18 protein-coding genes are annotated in these 18,315 nt (G+C 60.4%); 10 read left to right on the top strand and 8 right to left on the bottom strand.

The features are described from left to right. Window positions 1–195 carry a DUF6494 family protein gene (locus Q666_RS44620; protein ID WP_023003109.1) on the bottom strand — a complete coding sequence of 65 codons (195 nt, stop codon included), beginning with the start codon at window positions 193–195 and terminating at the stop codon, window positions 1–3. Between the two features lie 92 nt (window positions 196–287). Here Q666_RS44620 and Q666_RS44615 point away from each other — a divergent pair, with 92 nt between their 5' ends. Further along, window positions 288–1,052, top strand: coding sequence for a hypothetical protein (locus Q666_RS44615; RefSeq protein WP_023003110.1), 765 nt, complete (start codon window positions 288–290; stop codon window positions 1,050–1,052). Between the two features lie 16 nt (window positions 1,053–1,068). Here the strand turns inward: Q666_RS44615 and Q666_RS44610 are convergent, their stop codons facing one another. Then, window positions 1,069–3,033: a 4Fe-4S binding protein gene (locus Q666_RS44610; RefSeq protein ID WP_023003111.1), complete on the bottom strand. Its 1,965-nt coding sequence runs from the start codon at window positions 3,031–3,033 to the stop codon at window positions 1,069–1,071. A gap of 206 nt (window positions 3,034–3,239) precedes the next feature. On the opposite strand from Q666_RS44610, the gene Q666_RS44605 reads away from it, so the two are divergent. The 9 genes from Q666_RS44605 to Q666_RS66720 all read left to right on the top strand — a co-directional run bounded on the left by Q666_RS44605 (window position 3,240) and on the right by Q666_RS66720 (window position 11,883). Further along, window positions 3,240–3,809 (top strand): DUF3305 domain-containing protein, encoded by a 570-nt coding sequence (locus Q666_RS44605; protein ID WP_208984238.1) that lies wholly within the window; start codon window positions 3,240–3,242, stop codon window positions 3,807–3,809. Further along, window positions 3,806–4,480, top strand: a complete 675-nt coding sequence (locus tag Q666_RS44600; RefSeq protein ID WP_023003113.1) for a DUF3306 domain-containing protein — start codon at window positions 3,806–3,808, stop codon at window positions 4,478–4,480. Before Q666_RS44605 ends, Q666_RS44600 begins: the two co-directional genes overlap by 4 nt. Window positions 4,481–4,543: 63 nt before the next feature. Then, window positions 4,544–5,152, top strand: a complete 609-nt coding sequence (locus Q666_RS44595; RefSeq protein ID WP_031270327.1) for a molecular chaperone TorD family protein — start codon at window positions 4,544–4,546, stop codon at window positions 5,150–5,152. 58 nt (window positions 5,153–5,210) lie between these two features. Next, window positions 5,211–5,411: a hypothetical protein gene (locus Q666_RS44590; RefSeq protein ID WP_023003115.1), complete on the top strand. Its 201-nt coding sequence runs from the start codon at window positions 5,211–5,213 to the stop codon at window positions 5,409–5,411. A 104-nt stretch (window positions 5,412–5,515) separates the two neighbouring features. Then, on the top strand, window positions 5,516–8,419 hold the full coding sequence (locus tag Q666_RS44585; RefSeq protein ID WP_023003116.1) for a formate dehydrogenase subunit alpha: 2,904 nt from the start codon (window positions 5,516–5,518) through the stop codon (window positions 8,417–8,419). Window positions 8,420–8,431: 12 nt separating this feature from the next. After that, window positions 8,432–9,025 carry a formate dehydrogenase FDH3 subunit beta gene (fdh3B, locus tag Q666_RS44580; RefSeq protein WP_006937368.1) on the top strand — a complete coding sequence of 198 codons (594 nt, stop codon included), beginning with the start codon at window positions 8,432–8,434 and terminating at the stop codon, window positions 9,023–9,025. Window positions 9,026–9,163: 138 nt separating this feature from the next. Next, a complete protein-coding gene (locus Q666_RS44575; protein WP_031270328.1) occupies window positions 9,164–10,390 on the top strand; it encodes a formate dehydrogenase subunit gamma in 1,227 nt (408 codons plus the stop codon). 12 nt (window positions 10,391–10,402) lie between these two features. Then, complete coding sequence (locus tag Q666_RS44570) at window positions 10,403–11,758, top strand: c-type cytochrome (RefSeq protein WP_023003118.1); 1,356 nt, start codon at window positions 10,403–10,405, stop codon at window positions 11,756–11,758. After that, on the top strand, window positions 11,755–11,883 hold the full coding sequence (locus tag Q666_RS66720; RefSeq protein WP_023003119.1) for a hypothetical protein: 129 nt from the start codon (window positions 11,755–11,757) through the stop codon (window positions 11,881–11,883). Before Q666_RS44570 ends, Q666_RS66720 begins: the two co-directional genes overlap by 4 nt. 270 nt (window positions 11,884–12,153) lie before the next feature. Here the strand turns inward: Q666_RS66720 and Q666_RS44565 are convergent, their stop codons facing one another. The 6 genes from Q666_RS44565 to Q666_RS44540 form a co-directional block, all read right to left on the bottom strand. Next, window positions 12,154–12,990 carry a substrate-binding domain-containing protein gene (locus tag Q666_RS44565; RefSeq protein ID WP_023003120.1) on the bottom strand — a complete coding sequence of 279 codons (837 nt, stop codon included), beginning with the start codon at window positions 12,988–12,990 and terminating at the stop codon, window positions 12,154–12,156. After that, window positions 12,987–13,811 carry an ATP-binding cassette domain-containing protein gene (locus Q666_RS44560; RefSeq protein WP_023003121.1) on the bottom strand — a complete coding sequence of 275 codons (825 nt, stop codon included), beginning with the start codon at window positions 13,809–13,811 and terminating at the stop codon, window positions 12,987–12,989. The genes Q666_RS44565 and Q666_RS44560 overlap by 4 nt, the downstream gene beginning before the upstream one ends. Next, window positions 13,804–14,511 (bottom strand): ABC transporter permease, encoded by a 708-nt coding sequence (locus Q666_RS44555; protein ID WP_023003122.1) that lies wholly within the window; start codon window positions 14,509–14,511, stop codon window positions 13,804–13,806. The genes Q666_RS44560 and Q666_RS44555 overlap by 8 nt, the downstream gene beginning before the upstream one ends. Before the next feature lie 155 nt (window positions 14,512–14,666). Continuing rightward, a complete protein-coding gene (locus Q666_RS44550; protein ID WP_023003123.1) occupies window positions 14,667–16,217 on the bottom strand; it encodes a TRAP transporter large permease subunit in 1,551 nt (516 codons plus the stop codon). Then, complete coding sequence (locus Q666_RS44545; RefSeq protein WP_031270332.1) at window positions 16,214–16,717, bottom strand: TRAP transporter small permease subunit; 504 nt, start codon at window positions 16,715–16,717, stop codon at window positions 16,214–16,216. Before Q666_RS44545 ends, Q666_RS44550 begins: the two co-directional genes overlap by 4 nt. 452 nt (window positions 16,718–17,169) lie before the next feature. Further along, the gene (locus Q666_RS44540; protein WP_023003125.1) at window positions 17,170–18,267 is read right to left on the bottom strand and encodes a TRAP transporter substrate-binding protein; all 1,098 of its coding nucleotides are present in this window, start codon (window positions 18,265–18,267) and stop codon (window positions 17,170–17,172) included. Window positions 18,268–18,315 lie beyond the last annotated feature (48 nt).

Raw genomic sequence — 18,315 nt, 5'->3', positions numbered from 1 at the left:
TTAGTCCTGCCCCTCAATTTCGCCGGTGACCACGTGCTCGAGACCGAGTTCCTCGATCGTCACGACAGCTTTCACCTTGAAGGATTTTCCCGCATTCGGGCCTGCTTCGCGCACCGCATTTTCGATCGCCTGCTGCGAGGTCACGCCGACCTGCTTCAGGAACTTGCGCATGGACATGTTGAAATCTTCGCTCATCTTATTCTCCTGTTGAATGCGGCGCACATTGACGGCTCGCCCGATTGAAACCTACCCTAGCGGATCTGGCCAGCAACGTGAGGGAGGAGCGCGTGGGCTGCCGTGCCTTGATATTTCTTGCCGTTGCCCTGTCGGCCGGCATCCTGTTCCATAAACCGGGGATCGCGCAATCGCGGTCTTTCCGGATGGGCGTGCCGAACGCGATTGCGGAAACCGGCTTCCTCCAGTATCTGCTGCCGCGCTTTTCGCTCAAGACCGGGATCCGCATCGAAATCGTGGGTGACACGGAAACCTCCGAACTCAGTCTTTCGGAAGGCACTTCCGGGGTTGCCGTGTTCTCCGGACTTGGCAAGACCTGGTTCCTCATGACCCATGAGGAAACCAACGAACACGCGATCCGCTTTCGGGACTGGCTGACCGGGGACATCGGCAGGCGCACGGTTGATGCTTTCGAGGAGGACGGCAAGCAGGTGTTCACCGCAGCGCTCGAACAGGTGGAGGACGACGGTCCGGTCGTCCTGTCCGGCGATGCGATCCGGGGTGAGGAACTGGCCGTTCTCCATTGCGGACGGTGCCATATGGTCAACGAGGCGACGCGCCTTACGACCATCGGTTCATCGCCTTCCTTCGCGGTGATGCGCAGTTTCTCCGACTGGCAAATGCGGTTCGAGGCGTTTTTTGCCCTCAATCCGCATCCCGCTTTCACGGTGATCGACGGCGTTACCGAACCCTTCGACATTAGCCGGCCATCGCCAATCGTGCCGGTGCAGATGACGCTTGAAGAACTCGAAGCGATCCTTGCGTTCGTTTCCCGCATTCCGCCGGCCGACCTCGGAGCCCCCATACAGTACCAGTGATCTTGTCTCATGCGGTTCAATGATCGCGCCGCTTGCTGATGTAGTCGTCCGTCGTGCGAACACGTGGGCGCTCGGCAGAGGCGAACGGGTTGTTTTCCGAATGGTAGACGGCGTTCACGCGGCAGTCGTCGCACATCTGTATGAGCTGTATGGCCTTGTTGTCCTGGAACATGGCGTGTTTGCCGGCGAGCTTTTCCGTCAGTCTCATCACTGTTGACCGGACACCGAATGGCTTGCCGCATTCAACACAGTTGAACGGTTCTTCTTCCTTCAGCACCCTGGCGCGCAATGCGTCGTCCGAAAGATCCAGCCTCGGATCCAGTGTCAGGGCCTTTTCCGGGCAGATTGTCGTGCAGATGCCGCACTGCAGGCAGGCATCCTCCTGAAAGCGCAGCTGCGGCGCATCGGGGTTTTCCTTCAGGGCGCCGGACGGGCAGAGCGACACGCAGGACAGGCACAGCGTGCAGGCGTCCTGGTCAAGGACAACCGAGCCATAGGGGGCTCCTTCAGGAAGCGGGATGACCTTGCCCGGCTCGTTGAGCGTTTTGGCGGCAAGGCGCGTGATTTGCCGGCGGGAGCCAAGGGGCAGGATCGGCTGCTTCGCGGTCACCGGAGACTGTTCGCGGTAGAGTATTTCTTCCAGCTCGTCCGGATCTGACGGGGTGATGAGGCAGACGCGGTCTTCGCCGGCGATCGCATTGGAAAGTTCAGTCTGGAAGGGCATGCCTTCCTTTTCCGTGGCTGGTGATAGCAACATGGTCACGTCGGCGAAGCCGCAGGCAAGTGCTGCCAAGCTTTCCGTATGGCCGAAACTGGCGATGGCTTCCATCTCCAGCGGGATGACGTCCGCCGGCAACCCCTTGCCGTAGCGCGCGCCCAGGCGGATCAGTTCTGCGCCGTGGCTGCTGTCGTGAACGAGCAGGCGCGGTGCGTCGGAGCTGAGCTTGCGCCAGGTTGCCGCCAGCGTTTGCAGTCGCTGGAAGGTGTGGCTGACTGGAGGAGCATCGTAGCTGATGGCACCGGACGGACAGACCGCCGAACAGCTTCCACAGCCGGCGCAGACCATCGTATCGACCGCAACACTGTCGCCGCCAGGGCTGATGGCACCGGTTGGGCAAAGATCCAGACAGCGCGTGCAGCCTGTTTTGCGGGCCCTGGAGTGAGCGCAGAGCTGCTCGTCCAGACGAACGTAGAGCGGCTTTTCGAAGGTGCCGACAAGTTGTGAGGCATCCAGAAGCACCTTGGTGAACGCGCCCGTATTGCCCGGGTCTGCGCGCAGGTAGCCTTCCCGTTTTTCCGGTGCGGGAAAGAGCGGCTGCCCCCGGCGGAGGTCCAGAACGATGTCGCATTCCGTGCGCCCACCGCTCTTGGGGTCTGTCCAGTTGAACGCGCCCCGCCCGCCGGGAATGCGTTCCTGCAGGGCATCGAAACCGACCTTGAAGTGGCCAAGCGCACCGGTTGCTGTTGTCACCCGGCCGCGCACGATGTCGAACCGCCGGTCGTCGGCAAGAGGCAATTCGTCGGCAGGGTCGAGAATGACTGTAACGCTCAGGAGCTCGCAAAGATGGTCTGCCGCGGTAAGCGCAGCTTCGCTGTCGCCAAGGATGAGGCAGGTGCCCTCCGAGGTGACGTCCACGACCTTTGCACCGGGTGTCGGCAAGATCGATTCGGCGAGCAGCGCGGCCATCTTGGGAGACGTGCTGCGGGTGTCAGCGGTCCAACCGGCTCGGTCGCGCAGATCGACAAAAAGAGGTTCGTCCGCTTCAAGGTCTGCGGCCAGATCCTCGAATGCCTGGCGTTCCTGCTGACATGCAATGATGACATTGCCCGCCTGAAGCGCTTCGGCAGCCTGCGCTGCTTCGCCGCGGCAAAGTTGCGTGTGGATTTTCGAACAGGGCAGTCCCGTCGCCTGTTCGATAAGCCCGGCGTCAATAGCCTGTGTATTCAGGCAATCGCAAAGCAGAAGCCTTGGTTGCGTCATTGTGTGCGCGTCCTCTCCCCCGGATCGTCCGAAACCGATTCTCTTGTGATTTGTCAGACAATACCGAACCCCATAACAAGGGCGCTGAAAGGCGCGCGTCAAGTTCGACTTCTGCGGGGCTTGAAATTTATGTCGCTTGCTACAGCATTTTACGTAACATCAAAACAGAGTCGGATTGAACCGGCGGACGGGGAGGTAGGTGGTTCGTGACTAGGGAAAGAACGCGCGTCATGCCGGTCGGGGTTGTGGTGCGCAGGCTGCCTGGCGTAACGCGCTGGCAGAAGTGGACCTGGTTGCCGGTGTCCCTGCTGCCGGGAGCCGCGCCTGCGGACTGGAAAATGCTGCGGGCCGAAGGCGATGCGATCGAATACCATGCGACGACCTTGAGCCTGGAGCTGCATCACACCCAGACCGAAGCCTATCTGATTGCCCTGTCCGACAAGGTTCCCTCCGTCTACGTTGTGATGCGGGCTGCCCCGGAGCTGGCTCCGGCGATCCCTATTGAGGTGCTGCACATGACAGCGTCTGCCCATGAAGGCCTGGATTACGCGGATTCCGCCGAGGTCTTTGTCGAGAAGGTGCCAATGCCGCCAGGGCTGATTGCCTGGGTTCGGGAATTCATTGACATGCACCACGAAGAGGAAATCTTCTACAAGCGCCAGCGTGACAAGCACCGGATCGACCTGGAGGAAGAAGGCATCGGTGATCCACGCATCCGGCAGCTTGCCGACGTTTACCGGGCGCCCGGCACCCGAAAGAAGGACACACTGCAGTGAACTCCGGCGACGACAAGCCAATGGATTTCTGGTCAAGGCGCAAGGCTGCGGTTCGTGAGGCCGAAGCCGCGGAGGTCGAGCGCCGGGACGCTGAGCTTGAAACCGCGAAACGGGTCGAGCTGGAAGAAAAGACCGACGCGGAAATCCTGGAAGAACTTGGACTGCCTGATCCCGACAGCCTGCAGAAGGACGACGATTTCACGAAGTTCCTGGCCAAGACCGTGCCGGAGCGCCTGCGCCGGAGGGCATTGCGCCGTTTGTGGCTGTCCAATCCCGTTCTCGCCAACCTCGATGGCCTGAACGATTATGACGATGATTTTACCGATGCATCGACCGCCGGTCAGGTGGTGAAGACCGCCTATGAAGTTGGTCGTGGATTCTTGAAAAAAATCTCTGAAACGGAGCCGGACGAAAACTCGGACGCTACGCTGGCCGGAGAAGGTGAAGTACTTTCCGGGCAAAGTGATTCTGCTGCGCCGCAATCAGAACAACTTGCTGCAGCGCAGCATACTTATGTCGAAAATGGAAAAACATCTATTCGATTGACGCAAAGAGACGAGAAGGTGCAAATTAGTGAAATTGGAACTATTGTGTCTGATGAAACAGCACTGGTCGAAACCGAAGAAGAGCGCCTGCCGAAACGGCGCCGAATGCGTTTCGACTTTGATTAATACTAAAGTCTAAGAAGTTTTTGCGCCAGAAAAGCACCGTGTGTGTGGGAGGAAAAGGCTCGAATGGCCGTTGTGGCGAGGGAATTCATTATCGAACCGGAAGATCAGGCCCGGTCCGAATTGTACGACTTTCTGGCACTGGTGCTTGCGCGCCCGGCCGGAGCCGAATTGCTCGAGCAGATTGCAGGCCTGCAGGGTGGTGACACGCCCCTGGGCAATGCTCTCAATGTGCTTGCCAGAATTGCGGCAGTGACGACGCCGGCGACGGCCGAGCGTGAATTCAATGCCCTTTTCGTCGGTCTCGGGCGCGGTGAGCTGCTGCCATACGCCAGCTATTATCTGACAGGGTTCCTCAACGAAAAGCCTCTCGCAAAGCTGCGCCAGGACATGGCGGAGCGCGGGATCGAGCGCGCTGAAGACAAGCACGAACCGGAAGACAATATCGCATCGCTGATGGAGATGATGGCGGGGATGATCCTCGGGCGTTTCGGCAAGGTGACGTCTCTCAGCGAACAGAAGAGTTTCTTCAACGCCCACGTGGAACCCTGGGCGATACATTTCTTCACTGATCTGGAAGCGGCCGGAACATCGGTGTTCTACGGTGCTGTCGGATCGTTGGGGCGCCAGTTCATGGAAATCGAGGCACAGGGCTTCGACATGATCTCGAACTGACGGTTGCATCTGAAATGGGGTGGCTTGGCCATCCATCTGCGAGAGGAGGAATGCGACAATGAAACGACCCGAAACGGCAAGCCCCGAAGAGGGTACAGGCCGCCGGGACTTCCTGAAGCTGGCGGCGATTTCTGCCCCGGTTGCCGTGACCACGGTAACCGCCGGAACCACCGCTGAAGCGGCTGAACCGGACCTGGCTTCCGACAAGATGCAGGACACGGTTCATACCCGTGCCTACTACGACAGCGCCCGGTTCTAACTGGACCCTGTGAGACTTCCCCGGCCATGGTTGCGTGACGCCCGGACGCCGGTTCACAAATAACCCAGCCGTATCAGGTTCTGATACAAGCAAGGTAGGGCAATATGCTTAGGAAAAAGACCAATGGGGTTGCGCGACGCCCCCAAGGTGCAAGTATCCTGAAAGACGCTGCACACAAGTCGGTAGACCGCCGTACGTTCCTTAAGGGATCCGGTCTTGCCGCAGGCGGCCTGGCCGCCATTACCGTGACCGGAGGAACGGTCACCAAAGCCAAGGCACAATCCACCGGCGATGCCGTGAAGACCGTCAAGTCGATCTGCACGCACTGTTCCGTTGGCTGTACCGTTATCGCCGAAGTTTCCAGCGGAGTCTGGATCGGGCAGGAGCCCGGTTGGGACAGCCCGTTCAACCTGGGTGCCCACTGCGCCAAGGGAGCTTCCGTCCGCGAACACGCTCATGGCGAGCGCCGCCTGAAATATCCGATGAAAAAGGAAGGCGGAGAGTGGAAGCGGATCAGCTGGGACGAGGCGATCAACGAGATCGGCGACAAGATGCTGCAGATCCGCGAAGAAAGCGGTCCGGACAGCGTCTACTGGCTCGGCTCGGCCAAGCACAGTAACGAGCAGGCTTATCTCTTCCGCAAGTTTGCAGGCTACTGGGGAACGAACAACGTCGACCACCAGGCCCGCATCTGCCACTCCACGACGGTTGCCGGCGTAGCGAACACATGGGGCTACGGCGCCATGACCAACAGCTACAACGACATCCACAATTCCAAGGCGATCTTCATCATCGGCGGCAATCCGGCGGAGGCACACCCCGTCTCCCTGCTGCACGTGCTGCGCGCCAAGGAACAGAACAACGCTCCGCTGATCGTCTGCGATCCGCGGTTCACCCGCACCGCGGCCCATGCCGACGAATATGTGCGCTTCCGTCCGGGTTCGGACGTTGCCCTCATCTGGGGCATTCTGTGGCACATCTTCGAAAACGGCTGGGAAGACAAGGAGTTCATCCGCACCCGTGTGTGGGGTATGGACCAGATCCGCGAAGAAGTTGCCAAATGGACGCCCGATGAAGTCGAGCGTGTCACCGGTACGCCGGAAAGCCAGCTGAAGCGCGTGGCGCGGACGCTTGCCAACAACCGTCCGGGCACCGTGATCTGGTGCATGGGCGGCACCCAGCACACCAACGGCAACAACAACACCCGTGCCTACTGCATCCTGCAGCTGGCGCTCGGCAACATGGGCACCGCCGGTGGCGGCACCAACATCTTCCGTGGCCACGACAACGTGCAGGGAGCGACCGACCTCGGCGTTCTCGCCGACACGCTGCCGGGCTATTACGGCCTGACCGCCGGCTCCTGGGCTCACTGGGCTCGTGTGTGGGAAGAAGATCTGGATTGGCTGAAAGGCCGCTTCGGCACCATCAAGGGTGCGGACGGCAAGGACAAGGCCATGATGAACCTGACCGGTATCCCGGTCAGCCGCTGGATCGATGGTGTCCTTGAAGCCAAGGAAAACCTGGAACAGCCGGACAACACCCGTGCGATGGTGCTGTGGGGCCATGCCCCGAACTCCCAGACCCGTCTGCCGGAAATGAAACAGGCTATGGAAAAGCTCGACCTTCTGGTCGTGGTTGATCCCTATCCGACCGTTTCGGCAATCCTGCACGACCGCACCGACGGCTGTTATCTGCTGCCGGCCTCGACCCAGTTCGAGACCCGTGGTTCGGTGACCGCTTCCAACCGGTCGCTGCAGTGGCGCGAACAGGTGATTGCACCGCTGTTCGAATCCAAGCCCGACCACACGATCATCGCCATGTTCGCCAAGAAGTTCGGTTTCGACGACCGTCTCTTCCGCAACATCGGCATGGACGGGGACGAGCCGAACATCGAGGACCTGACACGCGAGTTCAACCGCGGCATGTGGACGGTGGGCTACACCGGCCAGTCGCCTGAGCGTATCAAGTCGCACATGGAGAACCAGCACACCTTCGACCGCACCACGCTGCGTGCAGTCGGTGGTCCGAACGACGGCGAGTTCTACGGCATGCCGTGGCCGTGCTGGGGCACCGCAGAGATGAAACACCCGGGAACGGCAAATCTCTACGACATGTCCATGCCGGTCGCTGAAGGCGGTCTGTGCTTCCGTGCCCGTTACGGCGTGGAGCGTGATGGCCAGAACCTTCTGGCGGAAGGCGTCTCCAACCCCGGTGCGGACATTCAGGACGGCTATCCCGAGTTCACCATGCAGATGCTGATCGATCTCGGCTGGGATGGTGACCTGACGGCCGAAGAGCGTCAGTCGATCGAGACTGTTGCCGGCGCTGCGGACAAGATCGGCACCGTGAACTGGAAAACCGACCTTTCGGGCGGTATCCAGCGCGTGGCGATCGCCCATGGCTGTGCCCCGTTCGGCAACGCCAAGGCGCGTGCCGTTGTGTGGACCTTCCCGGATCCGGTGCCGCTGCACCGCGAGCCGCTCTACACCAACCGGCGGGATCTGGTCGCGGACTATCCGACCTATGCCGACAAGTCGTTCTGGCGCGTTCCGACACTCTATGCGTCGATCCAGAAGAACGACTTCTCCAAGGACTTCCCGATCATCCTCACATCCGGCCGTCTGGTCGAATACGAGGGCGGCGGGGACGAAACCCGGTCGAACCCCTGGCTGGCTGAACTCCAGCAGAACATGTTCGTCGAAATCAATCCGCGGGATGCCAACAATCTCGGGGTGCGTGACGGCGCACAGGTCTGGGTCGAAGGCCCGGAGGGTGGCAAGGTCAAGGTCATGGCGATGGTTACCGAACGTGTCGGCGAAGGCGTTGCCTTCATGCCGTTCCACTTCGGCGGTCATTACCAGGGCGAGGACCTGAGGTCGAAGTATCCGAAGGGTGCAGACCCCTATGTGCTTGGGGAAAGCTGTAACACCGCTCAGACCTACGGGTATGACTCGGTGACCCAGATGCAAGAGACCAAGGCTACTCTCTGCAAGATCTCGGCAGCGTAAGGAGGACGACAAATGGCAAGATCAAAGTTCCTTTGCGACGCCGAACGCTGCATTGAGTGCAATGCCTGCGTCACGGCCTGCAAGAACGAGCACGAGGTGCCGTGGGGCATCAACCGCCGCCGTGTTGTGACCATCAATGATGGCAAACCGGGCGAACGGTCGATCTCCGTGGCCTGCATGCACTGCTCGGACGCACCCTGCATGGCGGTGTGCCCGGTGGACTGTTTCTACCAGACCGAAGAAGGCGTGGTGCTTCACTCGAAGGACCTGTGCATTGGCTGCGGCTACTGCTTCTACGCCTGTCCGTTCGGCGCACCGCAATTCCCGCAAGCGGGCAATTTCGGATCGCGCGGCAAGATGGACAAATGCACCTTCTGTGCAGGTGGTCCGGAAGAAAACAACTCCACTGCAGAGTTCGCGAAATACGGCCGCAACCGTATCGCGGAAGGCAAGTTGCCGCTCTGCGCGGAAATGTGCTCCACCAAGGCCCTGCTCGCGGGTGATGGCGACGTCGTGTCGGCCATCTACCGCGAACGTGTGGTTGCCCGCGGCTTCGGCTCGGGCGCCTGGGGCTGGGGTACCGCTTACGGCCAGAAAGGCGGCTGATCCCTTGCGGGGTGAGGGCAGACCGGCACGCCGGACTGCCTGTCACACTTGGGTAGATGCCTGAAAGAAACGTAGGCGGGGCGGCTTTACAGCCGCCCCGCTCGTCTCCGGTTGTAATCGACAATGAGGTTTGCGGTCATGAAACGCGTGACTATGGCTTTGCTTGTTCTTCTGGCCTTTCTTGGTGCGGGTCTGGGGACAGGGTTTGCACAGGATACGTCCGCCGACCGGTCGGCGACCGGTGGTGCGCAGACGCTTGAAGACATCATGAAGCGCCAGCGTGGCGAGAAGGTCGACTACGACTTCCGCCGCAACAATACCGGTGATCCGGACGACGCGGCGTCAATTTCCTCACAGCTCGGGACGCTTGGCGGTGTCTCCGATCCGGAGCTCTGGCGGGCACTGCGGTATGGCTCCGCGGATGTAACAGTCTCTTCCGGTGGATTTGCAGCAACCGTTCTGATGCAGGATGGCGGCATGCGCTGGCTCGAATGGCGCAAGGGTCCGCTTGCCACTTATGGCGCCTGGCTGCTCGGCGGGACTATCGTGCTGCTGGCCCTTTTCTATCTCATTCGCGGCCGTATTCGCATCGACGGCGAGAAGACCGGCCGCACCATCACTCGCTTCAAGGCGATCGAGCGCTTCGGGCACTGGCTGCTTGCGGGATCCTTCGTCCTGCTTGGCATAACCGGCCTGTTGACGCTTTTCGGGCGCTTTGTGATCATCCCCATGATCGGCAAGGACGCCTTCGCGCCCGTCGCGCATTTCTCGAAGTGGATCCACAACAACGTCGCCTGGGCCTTCATGCTGGGTCTGATCATGGTGTTCGTGATGTGGGTGGCACACAACATCCCGAACAAGACGGATGTAAAATGGATCGCCGTCGGTGGCGGGCTTTTCAAGAAGGGCGTGCACCCGCCGGCCAAGAAATTCAACTTCGGTCAGAAGCTGGTGTTCTGGGGGGTGATCGTCCTGGGCGCGTCGATCTCCGTTTCCGGTCTGTCGCTGCTGTTCCCGTTCGAAATGCCGATGTTTGCGGTCACCTTCGAAAAGCTCAACGCACTCGGCCTGCCGCAGCTGGTGGGTCTCGGTACATTGCCTACCGCGCTTGCACCGCATGAGGAAATGCAGTTTGCGCAGCTGTGGCACGCCATTGTGGCCTTCGTGATGATGGCGCTGATCCTGGCGCATATCTACATCGGTTCCATCGGCATGGAAGGTGCCTATGACGCCATGGGCTCCGGCGAGGTTGAACTGCAGTGGGCGAAGGAGCACCACGGTCTCTGGGTGCAGGAAGTCGAAGAAGCTGAAAAGCGCGAAGCCGCCAAACATTCAGGCGGCGACAGCGCGGTTCCCGCCGAATAGGCCCGGCGTGACATGCCGTTTCAGCCGGATCCCGTATGGTTGCTTGCACGGGTCTTCGGGCCCGCTGCCGGCTTCCTTCTGACGCTGGTCTCCGCAGCCGGGAGCGCCGATTTCCAGACCCTGAAGGGCCACGGCGGCCCGGTCATGGATATCGACGTTTCCCTTGAGACCGGGCAGGTGGCCACTGCCAGCTTCGACAATTCGGTCGGCATCTGGAAAGACCGGGTGCCGCAATGGCTTGAGGGCCATGCGGCGGCGGTCAAGGTGGTTCAGTTTCTGGACGGCAGCCATCTGGTGTCCGGCGGAGACGACAACGAGCTTATTCTCTGGAACACCCGCGATAACTCGAACCGGGTTCTGGAAGGGCACACGGCCAAGATCATGGGGCTTGCGGTTTCTCCCGACAAGACGACGATTGCCAGCGCAAGCTGGGATGCACGTGTGGGACTGTGGCCGGTTGCCGGCGGCGAGCCGGCTTATCTTGCCGGACATGCAGCCGGGGTGAATGCGGTCGCGTTTTCAAGGGACGGGCGCCAGCTTTATTCAGCGTCGGTCGACGGGTCGATAAAGCTCTGGGATCTGGCAACGCAAAGTGAAAAGCGGGTCGTAGATCGCAACGGTTTCGGCATCAATGTCATTGCCATCGGCGGTGAGGGTGACCGGGAGAGCTGGATTGCCTACGGCTCCCAGGACGGAGTGACGCGGATCGTCGATATCGAAACCGGCGAACGGATGCATGACTTCACTTTCGAGCGCCGGCCCATACTGGCCATGGCGGTCAGTCCGGATGGCTCACGTCTGGCGACCGGTGACGGTCATGGATATATCACCGTGTTCGACACGACGTCCTGGGCGCTTGAAACGGATTTCCGGGCTGCACTGAAAGGTCCGATCTGGGCGCTTGCCTTTTCGAAGGACGGCGATGTGTTGCATGCGGGCGGCATCGAGAACATCGTCTATTCATGGCCCCTTGCGGATCTTGCAACATTCGATCCGATGGCAACCGAGACACCGCAATTCCTCAAGAAACCGGAAGAAATGTCCAACGGCGAACGGCAGTTCGCGCGCAAATGCTCGATCTGCCACGCCCTGACCGGCGATACCGCGCGCAAGGCCGGGCCGACGCTTCACAACATCTTCGGCCGGCGTGCGGGCACTATTCCGGACTACCCCTATTCGGCGACCCTGTCAGGATCTGATATTGTCTGGTCGGAAACGACGATCGATCAACTGTTCCTGGACGGCCCGGATCACTATATTCCAGGGTCGAAGATGCCGATGCAGCGGATTGTGGAACAGCAAGACCGTGACGATCTGATCGACTATCTGAAATCGGCGACGGCGCCATCCGAAGGAGATACACAATGAAAACAATGCTCATCGCGTTTGCCGCCATTATCGTGATTGCCATCGGTGCCAACCAGGTTCTGGAGCACCTGCGGTTTTCCAGCGCCGACTTCACGTCCAGCCCGTCCGTGCGCTTGGGGGAATAACGATTACCCGCAATTCGACGGAAACAGGCAGCACCTGCCGGTAATTCTTTTCCACATGGGCTTTTGATAGCTCATGAGCGGTGCCTGTGTGCGGCGTACTTGCCGTCCGCCCCGGGGGGCTTGAAACTCCACGCAAGTCCAGTTGCCTTTGAGCAGGTCAAAAAAAATCCCCCTCCTCGCGTGAGAAGGGGGAAGGTTTGAGCGGAGCATGCGACACAGATTGCTATCTGGCTCCACTCACTCGGAAAGCGAGAAGACGGTCAGACGGGCTCAGCTTGAGCCCTTGTCCGAATTCGGGAAGAACAGCTGCTGGCCGTCGACCTTGTAGTCGGCGATAGCCTGCTGGCCTTCCTTGGACAGCACCCAGTCAACGAACTGCTGGCCAAGATCGGCCTTCACATGGGCATGAACTTCCGGGTTCACCAGAATGATGCCGTACTGGTTGAACAGGATCGGGTCGCCTTCAACGGCAACCTTGTAGTCGCCCTTGTTGCCGAAGGAGATCCATGTGGCACGATCGGTCATGACGTAAGCGCCCATGCCGGTGCCGGTGTTGAGGGTAGCGCCCATGCCGGAGCCGGTTTCACGGTACCAGTCGCCCGAGCCTTCGCTCGGGTCGATGCCGGCGGCCTTCCACAGGCGAAGCTCCGCCTTGTGGGTGCCGCTGTCATCGCCGCGAGAGGCAAATGGGGCCTTCGCATCGGCGATTTTCTTCAGGGACTCAACGACATCTTTCGAGCCGGCGACGCCTGCAGGGTCGTTTGCCGGGCCGACGATGACAAAATCGTTGTACATGACGTCGGAACGGGAAACGCCGAGACCGTCTGCAACGAATTTTTCTTCGGACGGTTTGGAGTGAACGAACAGGACATCGCCATCGCCATTGGCGGCGTTCTTGATGGCCTGGCCTGTGCCAACGGCAACCACGCGGACCTCAATGCCGGTCTTTTCCTGGAAGATGGGCAGGAGATAGTCGAACAGGCCCGAATTCTGGGTTGAGGTGGTCGACTGGACGACAATGAACTTGTCTTCCGCAAAACTCGGCTGACCGGCAAATACGGTCGTCAGGACGGCGGCGGCAAGCGCCAGAAATGCTCTTCTGATCAATTTTTCCTCCCGGGGTAATCATTCAGGGATTGGGTGTTGGGTCCAAGGTAAAGCCTGCCGTCCCGCCAGGCGCGAACGGGTTCGCTTCTGGGGTTGGCCAGCACTTTTTCGACAGGGCCTGTCTCGACCACGGTGCCGTTCTGCAGAAAAACGAGGTCTTCACCGAGGCGTTTTGCCTGGCCTGCATCATGGGTCACCAGAACAACGGTGACACCGCGGGCGTTGGCTTCCAGTACCAGGGACTCGATCGCGGCAGTGGAAGCCGGGTCGAGATTGGCAGTAGGTTCGTCGAGAAACAGGAGTTCGGGATCGCAGGCAAGAGCGCGCACCAGGGACAGGCGCTGCTGCTCGCCGCCGGACAAGACGCGGGCCGGGCGCCTGGCCAGATGACTGAGGCCCGCCGTTTCCAGCGCGGCCTTGACCTTGTCGGCGCGTTCGCTGCCCCGCAGGCCGCGAACGCTCAGTGCGAACTTGAGATTGGCGATAACCGAGCGGCGCAGCAACACGGGACGCTGGAAGACCATAGCCTGCGCGCGTCGGGCGGTGGCGTCCATCCGGCCGCCTTCCCACAGGATAGCGCCTTCCTGCGGCTGAAGCAGACCGTGCATCAATCGCAGCAAGAGGCTCTTGCCGGCTCCGTTCGGGCCCATGATGAGCGTGCGTGAACCGCGCCGGATGGCAACATCGACGTCGTGCAGAAGTTTTTCGCCGCCTGCCGAAAAGCCAAGACTTCTGACATCCAGCAAGGGGTCGTGCACTGCCGGGCTACGGCGCGACATCGTGGAGGCAGTGCCTGGTGTGTCGAAAGCTGCGTCACGCATAGGCGGCCCTCGCGGCTGAGGCACGAAGGGCCATGACACCGGCGTTCACGGCAAAGGCGATCATCAGCAGGATCACGCCGAGCGCCAAGGCAAGCTGGAGGTTGCCCTTGGATGTTTCCAAGGCGATGGTCGTGGTCATCACGCGGGTAACATGGTTGATGTTGCCACCGACAATGATAACCGCTCCGACTTCGGCAACCGCACGGCCGAAACCGGCCAGCGCGACGGTCAGCAGGCTGTAGCGGGCATCCCAGAGCATGGCTGTCAGACGATCAAATCGGCCGACGCCGAGCGATGCGAACTGCTCGGAATATTCCCTGTTGAGGTCTTCGATTACCTGGCGTGTCAGCGCGGCGACAATGGGCGTCACCAGCACCATCTGCGCGATAATCATGGCAGTCGGCGTGTAGAGCAGGCGCAGCGGCCCGAGCGGTCCGGATGCCGACAGGACGAGATAGACAAGCAGGCCGACCACGACAGGGGGCAGGCCCATCAGCGCGTTCAAGATGACGGCGACGAGCGTTCTTCCGGGGAAATTGAAAGTGCCGACCGCCGCGCCGAGGGGCAGGCCGATAACGCAGGCGAGAACGACAGCCGTAAGCGTGACCCGCATGGACAGGCCGATGATTTCCATCAGATCCGGATCCAGCGCGACGACCAGGCCAAGGGCTCCAGCAAATGCCCCCCAGAAACTGTCCATTCCTGTCATTTCTCCCTCTCTATGGGAAAAAATAACGTAAAATGCCAAAGAATGAAACTCATGTACGACATGGACACGCACAAAAAAGCCACAGCGGAAGGTGCTGTGGCTTTTTTAGGTAGATCGTAAATTTTATCGGCTTGCCGAGAAACTCCTCAATACAGCCAGCGGGGCAGCCAGGTGGCGAACATCGGGAAGGTCCAGAGGATGGCGACGGCGACGATCTGCAGGATGATAAAGGGAACGACGCCGCGGTAAATCTGGCCCGTTGTGATTTCCTTCGGCGCTGCGCCTCTCAGATAGAACAGCGAGAAGCCGAAAGGAGGGGTCAGGAACGAGGTCTGCAGGTTGATCGCGATCAGGACCGTCAGCCAGATCGGGTCGATGCCCATCAAGATCAGAGGCGGGATCAGAACCGGCAGCAGGATTACCGAGATCTCGACGAAGTCGAGGAAGAAGCCCAGAACGAAGACGAACAGCATTGCGAAGATCAGTGCGCCTGTCGGACCGCCCGGCATTTCCTGAAGGATGTCGTGGACCCGGTCTTCCCCCCCAAGGCCGACGAAAACCAGCGAGAAGAAGCTGGCCATCAGGATGGTTGCGAAGATCATCGAGGTGACGGTCAGTGTGGACAGCATGGAAGCTTTCAGGAGCCCGTCCGCGAAAGCCTTCTTCAGGATGTGCAGAACGACGCCCAGGGAAAACAGCGCCAGCCCCGCATAGACAGCGGCGATAACGTAGCCACCGGCCGTGACATCGGAGCGTTGCAGGCGTATCGGCAGGATCGATGCGGCAATTGCAAGCGTCAGGAGCGCAGCTGTTGCCAACACGATGAGCTTTGAGGACACCCCGAGACGGCGGCCTGCCAGCAGGATCGCGCCCACGGCACCGACGGAAGCTGCCTCGTTGGGCGAGGCGATACCGCCGAGGATGGAGCCGAGCACTGCAACGATCAGCAGGATCGGCGGCACGATGGCGGCAGCAATCTCCCGGCCTGACGGCTGGTCGATATGTTCCGACATCGCTGGCGCGTCGTTCGGGAACAGGTAAGCCCGGCCGACAATATAGGCGCAGTAGACGGCGACGAGCAGCAGACCGGGGATCATGGCGGCTGCAAAAGTCTGGCCGACCGAGATCGTCTCGATGGTGAACTTGCCCTGCGCGTATTGCGCCTGCTGGAAGGCATTGGACATGACGTCGGCCAGGATGATCAGCAGCGTCGACGGCGGGATGATCTGGCCGAGCGTTCCAGCAGTACAGACCATGCCGGAGGCAAGTTTGGGGTCATAGCCATTGCGCAGCATTGTGGGCAGGGCGATCAGGCCCATGGCAACCACCGTTGCGCCGACAATGCCCGTGGACGCGGCGAGCAGGGCACCGACCAGCATCACCGAAACACCGAGGCCACCTCTCATGCGGCCGAAGAGCCGGCCCATTGTTTCCAGCAGATCCTCTGCGATGCGGCTCTTTTCCAGAATGACGCCCATCAGGACGAACAGCGGGATCGCGGTCAGGACCGGGTTGGTGAGCACGCCGAAGAAACGCTGGCCCATGGCGCCCATGAGCTGAATGTTGAAGTCGCCCATCATCCAGCCGAGCAGGGCAAAGCCCGTGGCAACGCCCGCAATGGTGAAGGCAACGGGATAGCCGAGCAGAATGAAGGCGATCAGCGCGCCGAACATGATGAGATCGAGAGGCAGGCTCATGCGCTGACGCCTTTCAGCTTCTGAACATCGCGGATGAAGGCGGCCACACCCTGGATCAGCAGCAGCACGCAATAGGCGGGAATGAGGGATTTCAGGAGGAAGGAGGCAGGGATACCGCCGACGGAAATCGGCCCTTCCAGAATGGCCCAGCTACCGCGCACGGACGGCCAGGAAAACCAGATCAGCACGACGAGAGCCGGTGTCAGCAGGAACAGATGGCCGAAGATATCGATCCACGCCTGCGCGCGCTCGCTGTTCCTGGCATAGAAGATGTCGACACGGACATGGGCATTGACGAGGAAAGTGTACCCGGCGCCGAGCATGAAGATCGCCGCGTGGAAATACAGCACGCCTTCATCGAGAAAGATGAAGCTGTAGCCAAAGACATAGCGAAGCAACACGATCGTGAATTGCAGCAGCAACATCAGAAGCGCCGCCCAGCACAGCGTGTTGCCTATTACCGAATTGACACGCTCCAGCGCGTCCGCCAGTTTTTCCATCAAAGTAGCTTCCCGGTTCTTTTGCCCCTTAAGGCTTTCTGCCTGCCTGAACTTGAGATCGGGCATCCCGACGCTTGTCATCCCGGACGGAGCGGAGCGCAGATCCGGGATCCAGTACGCCGCAGCCCCTGTAAAAAGCATGGGCGCCGGTGACGACTGGATCCCCGCCTGCGCGGGGATGACAAGTGGAGGGCATTGCCGTTCCATTTCTATAGAGGCGCCACTTGTCCCCTGCCGTCCATCTTCCCAAGCGGCTTAAAACAGATGCCCAAACCTCAATATCCTTATAAGACTTGACCCTGCAGGGCATGCCGTTTCCCCGAAGCGAATTCTGACGCGAAGAGGAACCGAAATGGATCCCGGGGGCTCGCAATGGGACAACGACAGACAGGGCGATAAAACGCCACCACATCGGGGAAAACAGATTTCCCCGATGTGAGACGTCAACCCGATCAGTCGTAGTTGTAGTCGAGCATACGCGCGTTCATCTGGCCGTTGTCGGCATAGGGCATGTACTCGCGCATCAGCTTGCGGTAGGCGAGGAAGCTTTCGGTGATGCGTTTCACCAGCTCGTCTTCGTCCGCACGCAGTTCGGCGATCACTTCACCGGCGGCATTGCCCATTGCGACGATGACGTCGTCCGGAAGCTTCTTCACCATCACACCGTGATCGTTGACCAGCTGGGTCAGTGCCTGGGCGTGCTTGGTGTTGTATTCCGTCAGAACGTCGTTGTAGAGGCTGGCGCAGGCACGCTGCACGGCTTCCTTCAGGTCGTCCGGCAGAGCGTTGTAGGCTTCCAGGTTGACTGCACATTCTTCAGCGGAAGACGGCTCGCCGACACCCGGCCAGTAGTAGTTCTTGGCGATCTGGTAGTAGCCGAGCGCGCTGTCGGTCCATGGACCGATGAACTCGCCCGCATCAAGCGCGCCGGACTGAAGCGCCTGGAACATGGCCGGGCCGCTCATGGCCTGAACCGCCATGCCGAGCTTGGAACACATTTCGGAGGCAAGACCGGTGGACCGGAACTTCAGGCCTTTCAGGTCGTCGGCGCTGTTGATCTCGTTGCGGAACCAGCCAGCCCACTGCGGTCCGGAGTTGCCGCACAGGAACGGCTTCAGGTTGAAGCGGGCATAGATTTCGTCATAGAGAGCCTGGCCGCCGCCGTGGATCATCCAGCCGGCTTGTTCGGGAGCTGTCAGACCGAAAGGCTGCGAACCGAACAGCAGGATGCCCTTGGACTTGGAACCCCAATAGGCGGGTACAGCATGGTACAGCTCGGCAGTGCCCTGGCCGACGGCATCGAACACACCGTTGCCCGGGACGATTTCGCCGGCGGCAAAGAGCTTCACCTCGATGCGGCCACCGGACAATGCGGTGATGCGGTCCGCCAGCATCTGGGCAGCGACGCCCGGTCCCGGCAGGTTCTTCGGCCATGCGGTGACCATGCGCCACTGGTGCACATCCTGCGCAATGGCAGGTGCGGCCAGGGTGGAGGCCGCAACTGCGGCTGTGCCGGTGGCGCCGGCTTTCAGAAAATCACGTCTTTTCATGGTATTACCCCTCAGTCAAAGGAATGGATCGGAGTGTCCCGCCGTGCT

The sequence above is a fragment of the Labrenzia sp. C1B70 genome (genome assembly GCF_000475395.1).
Classification (GTDB): domain Bacteria; phylum Pseudomonadota; class Alphaproteobacteria; order Rhizobiales; family Stappiaceae; genus Roseibium; species Roseibium algicola.
This window is presented reverse-complemented; position numbering and strand designations above follow the sequence as displayed.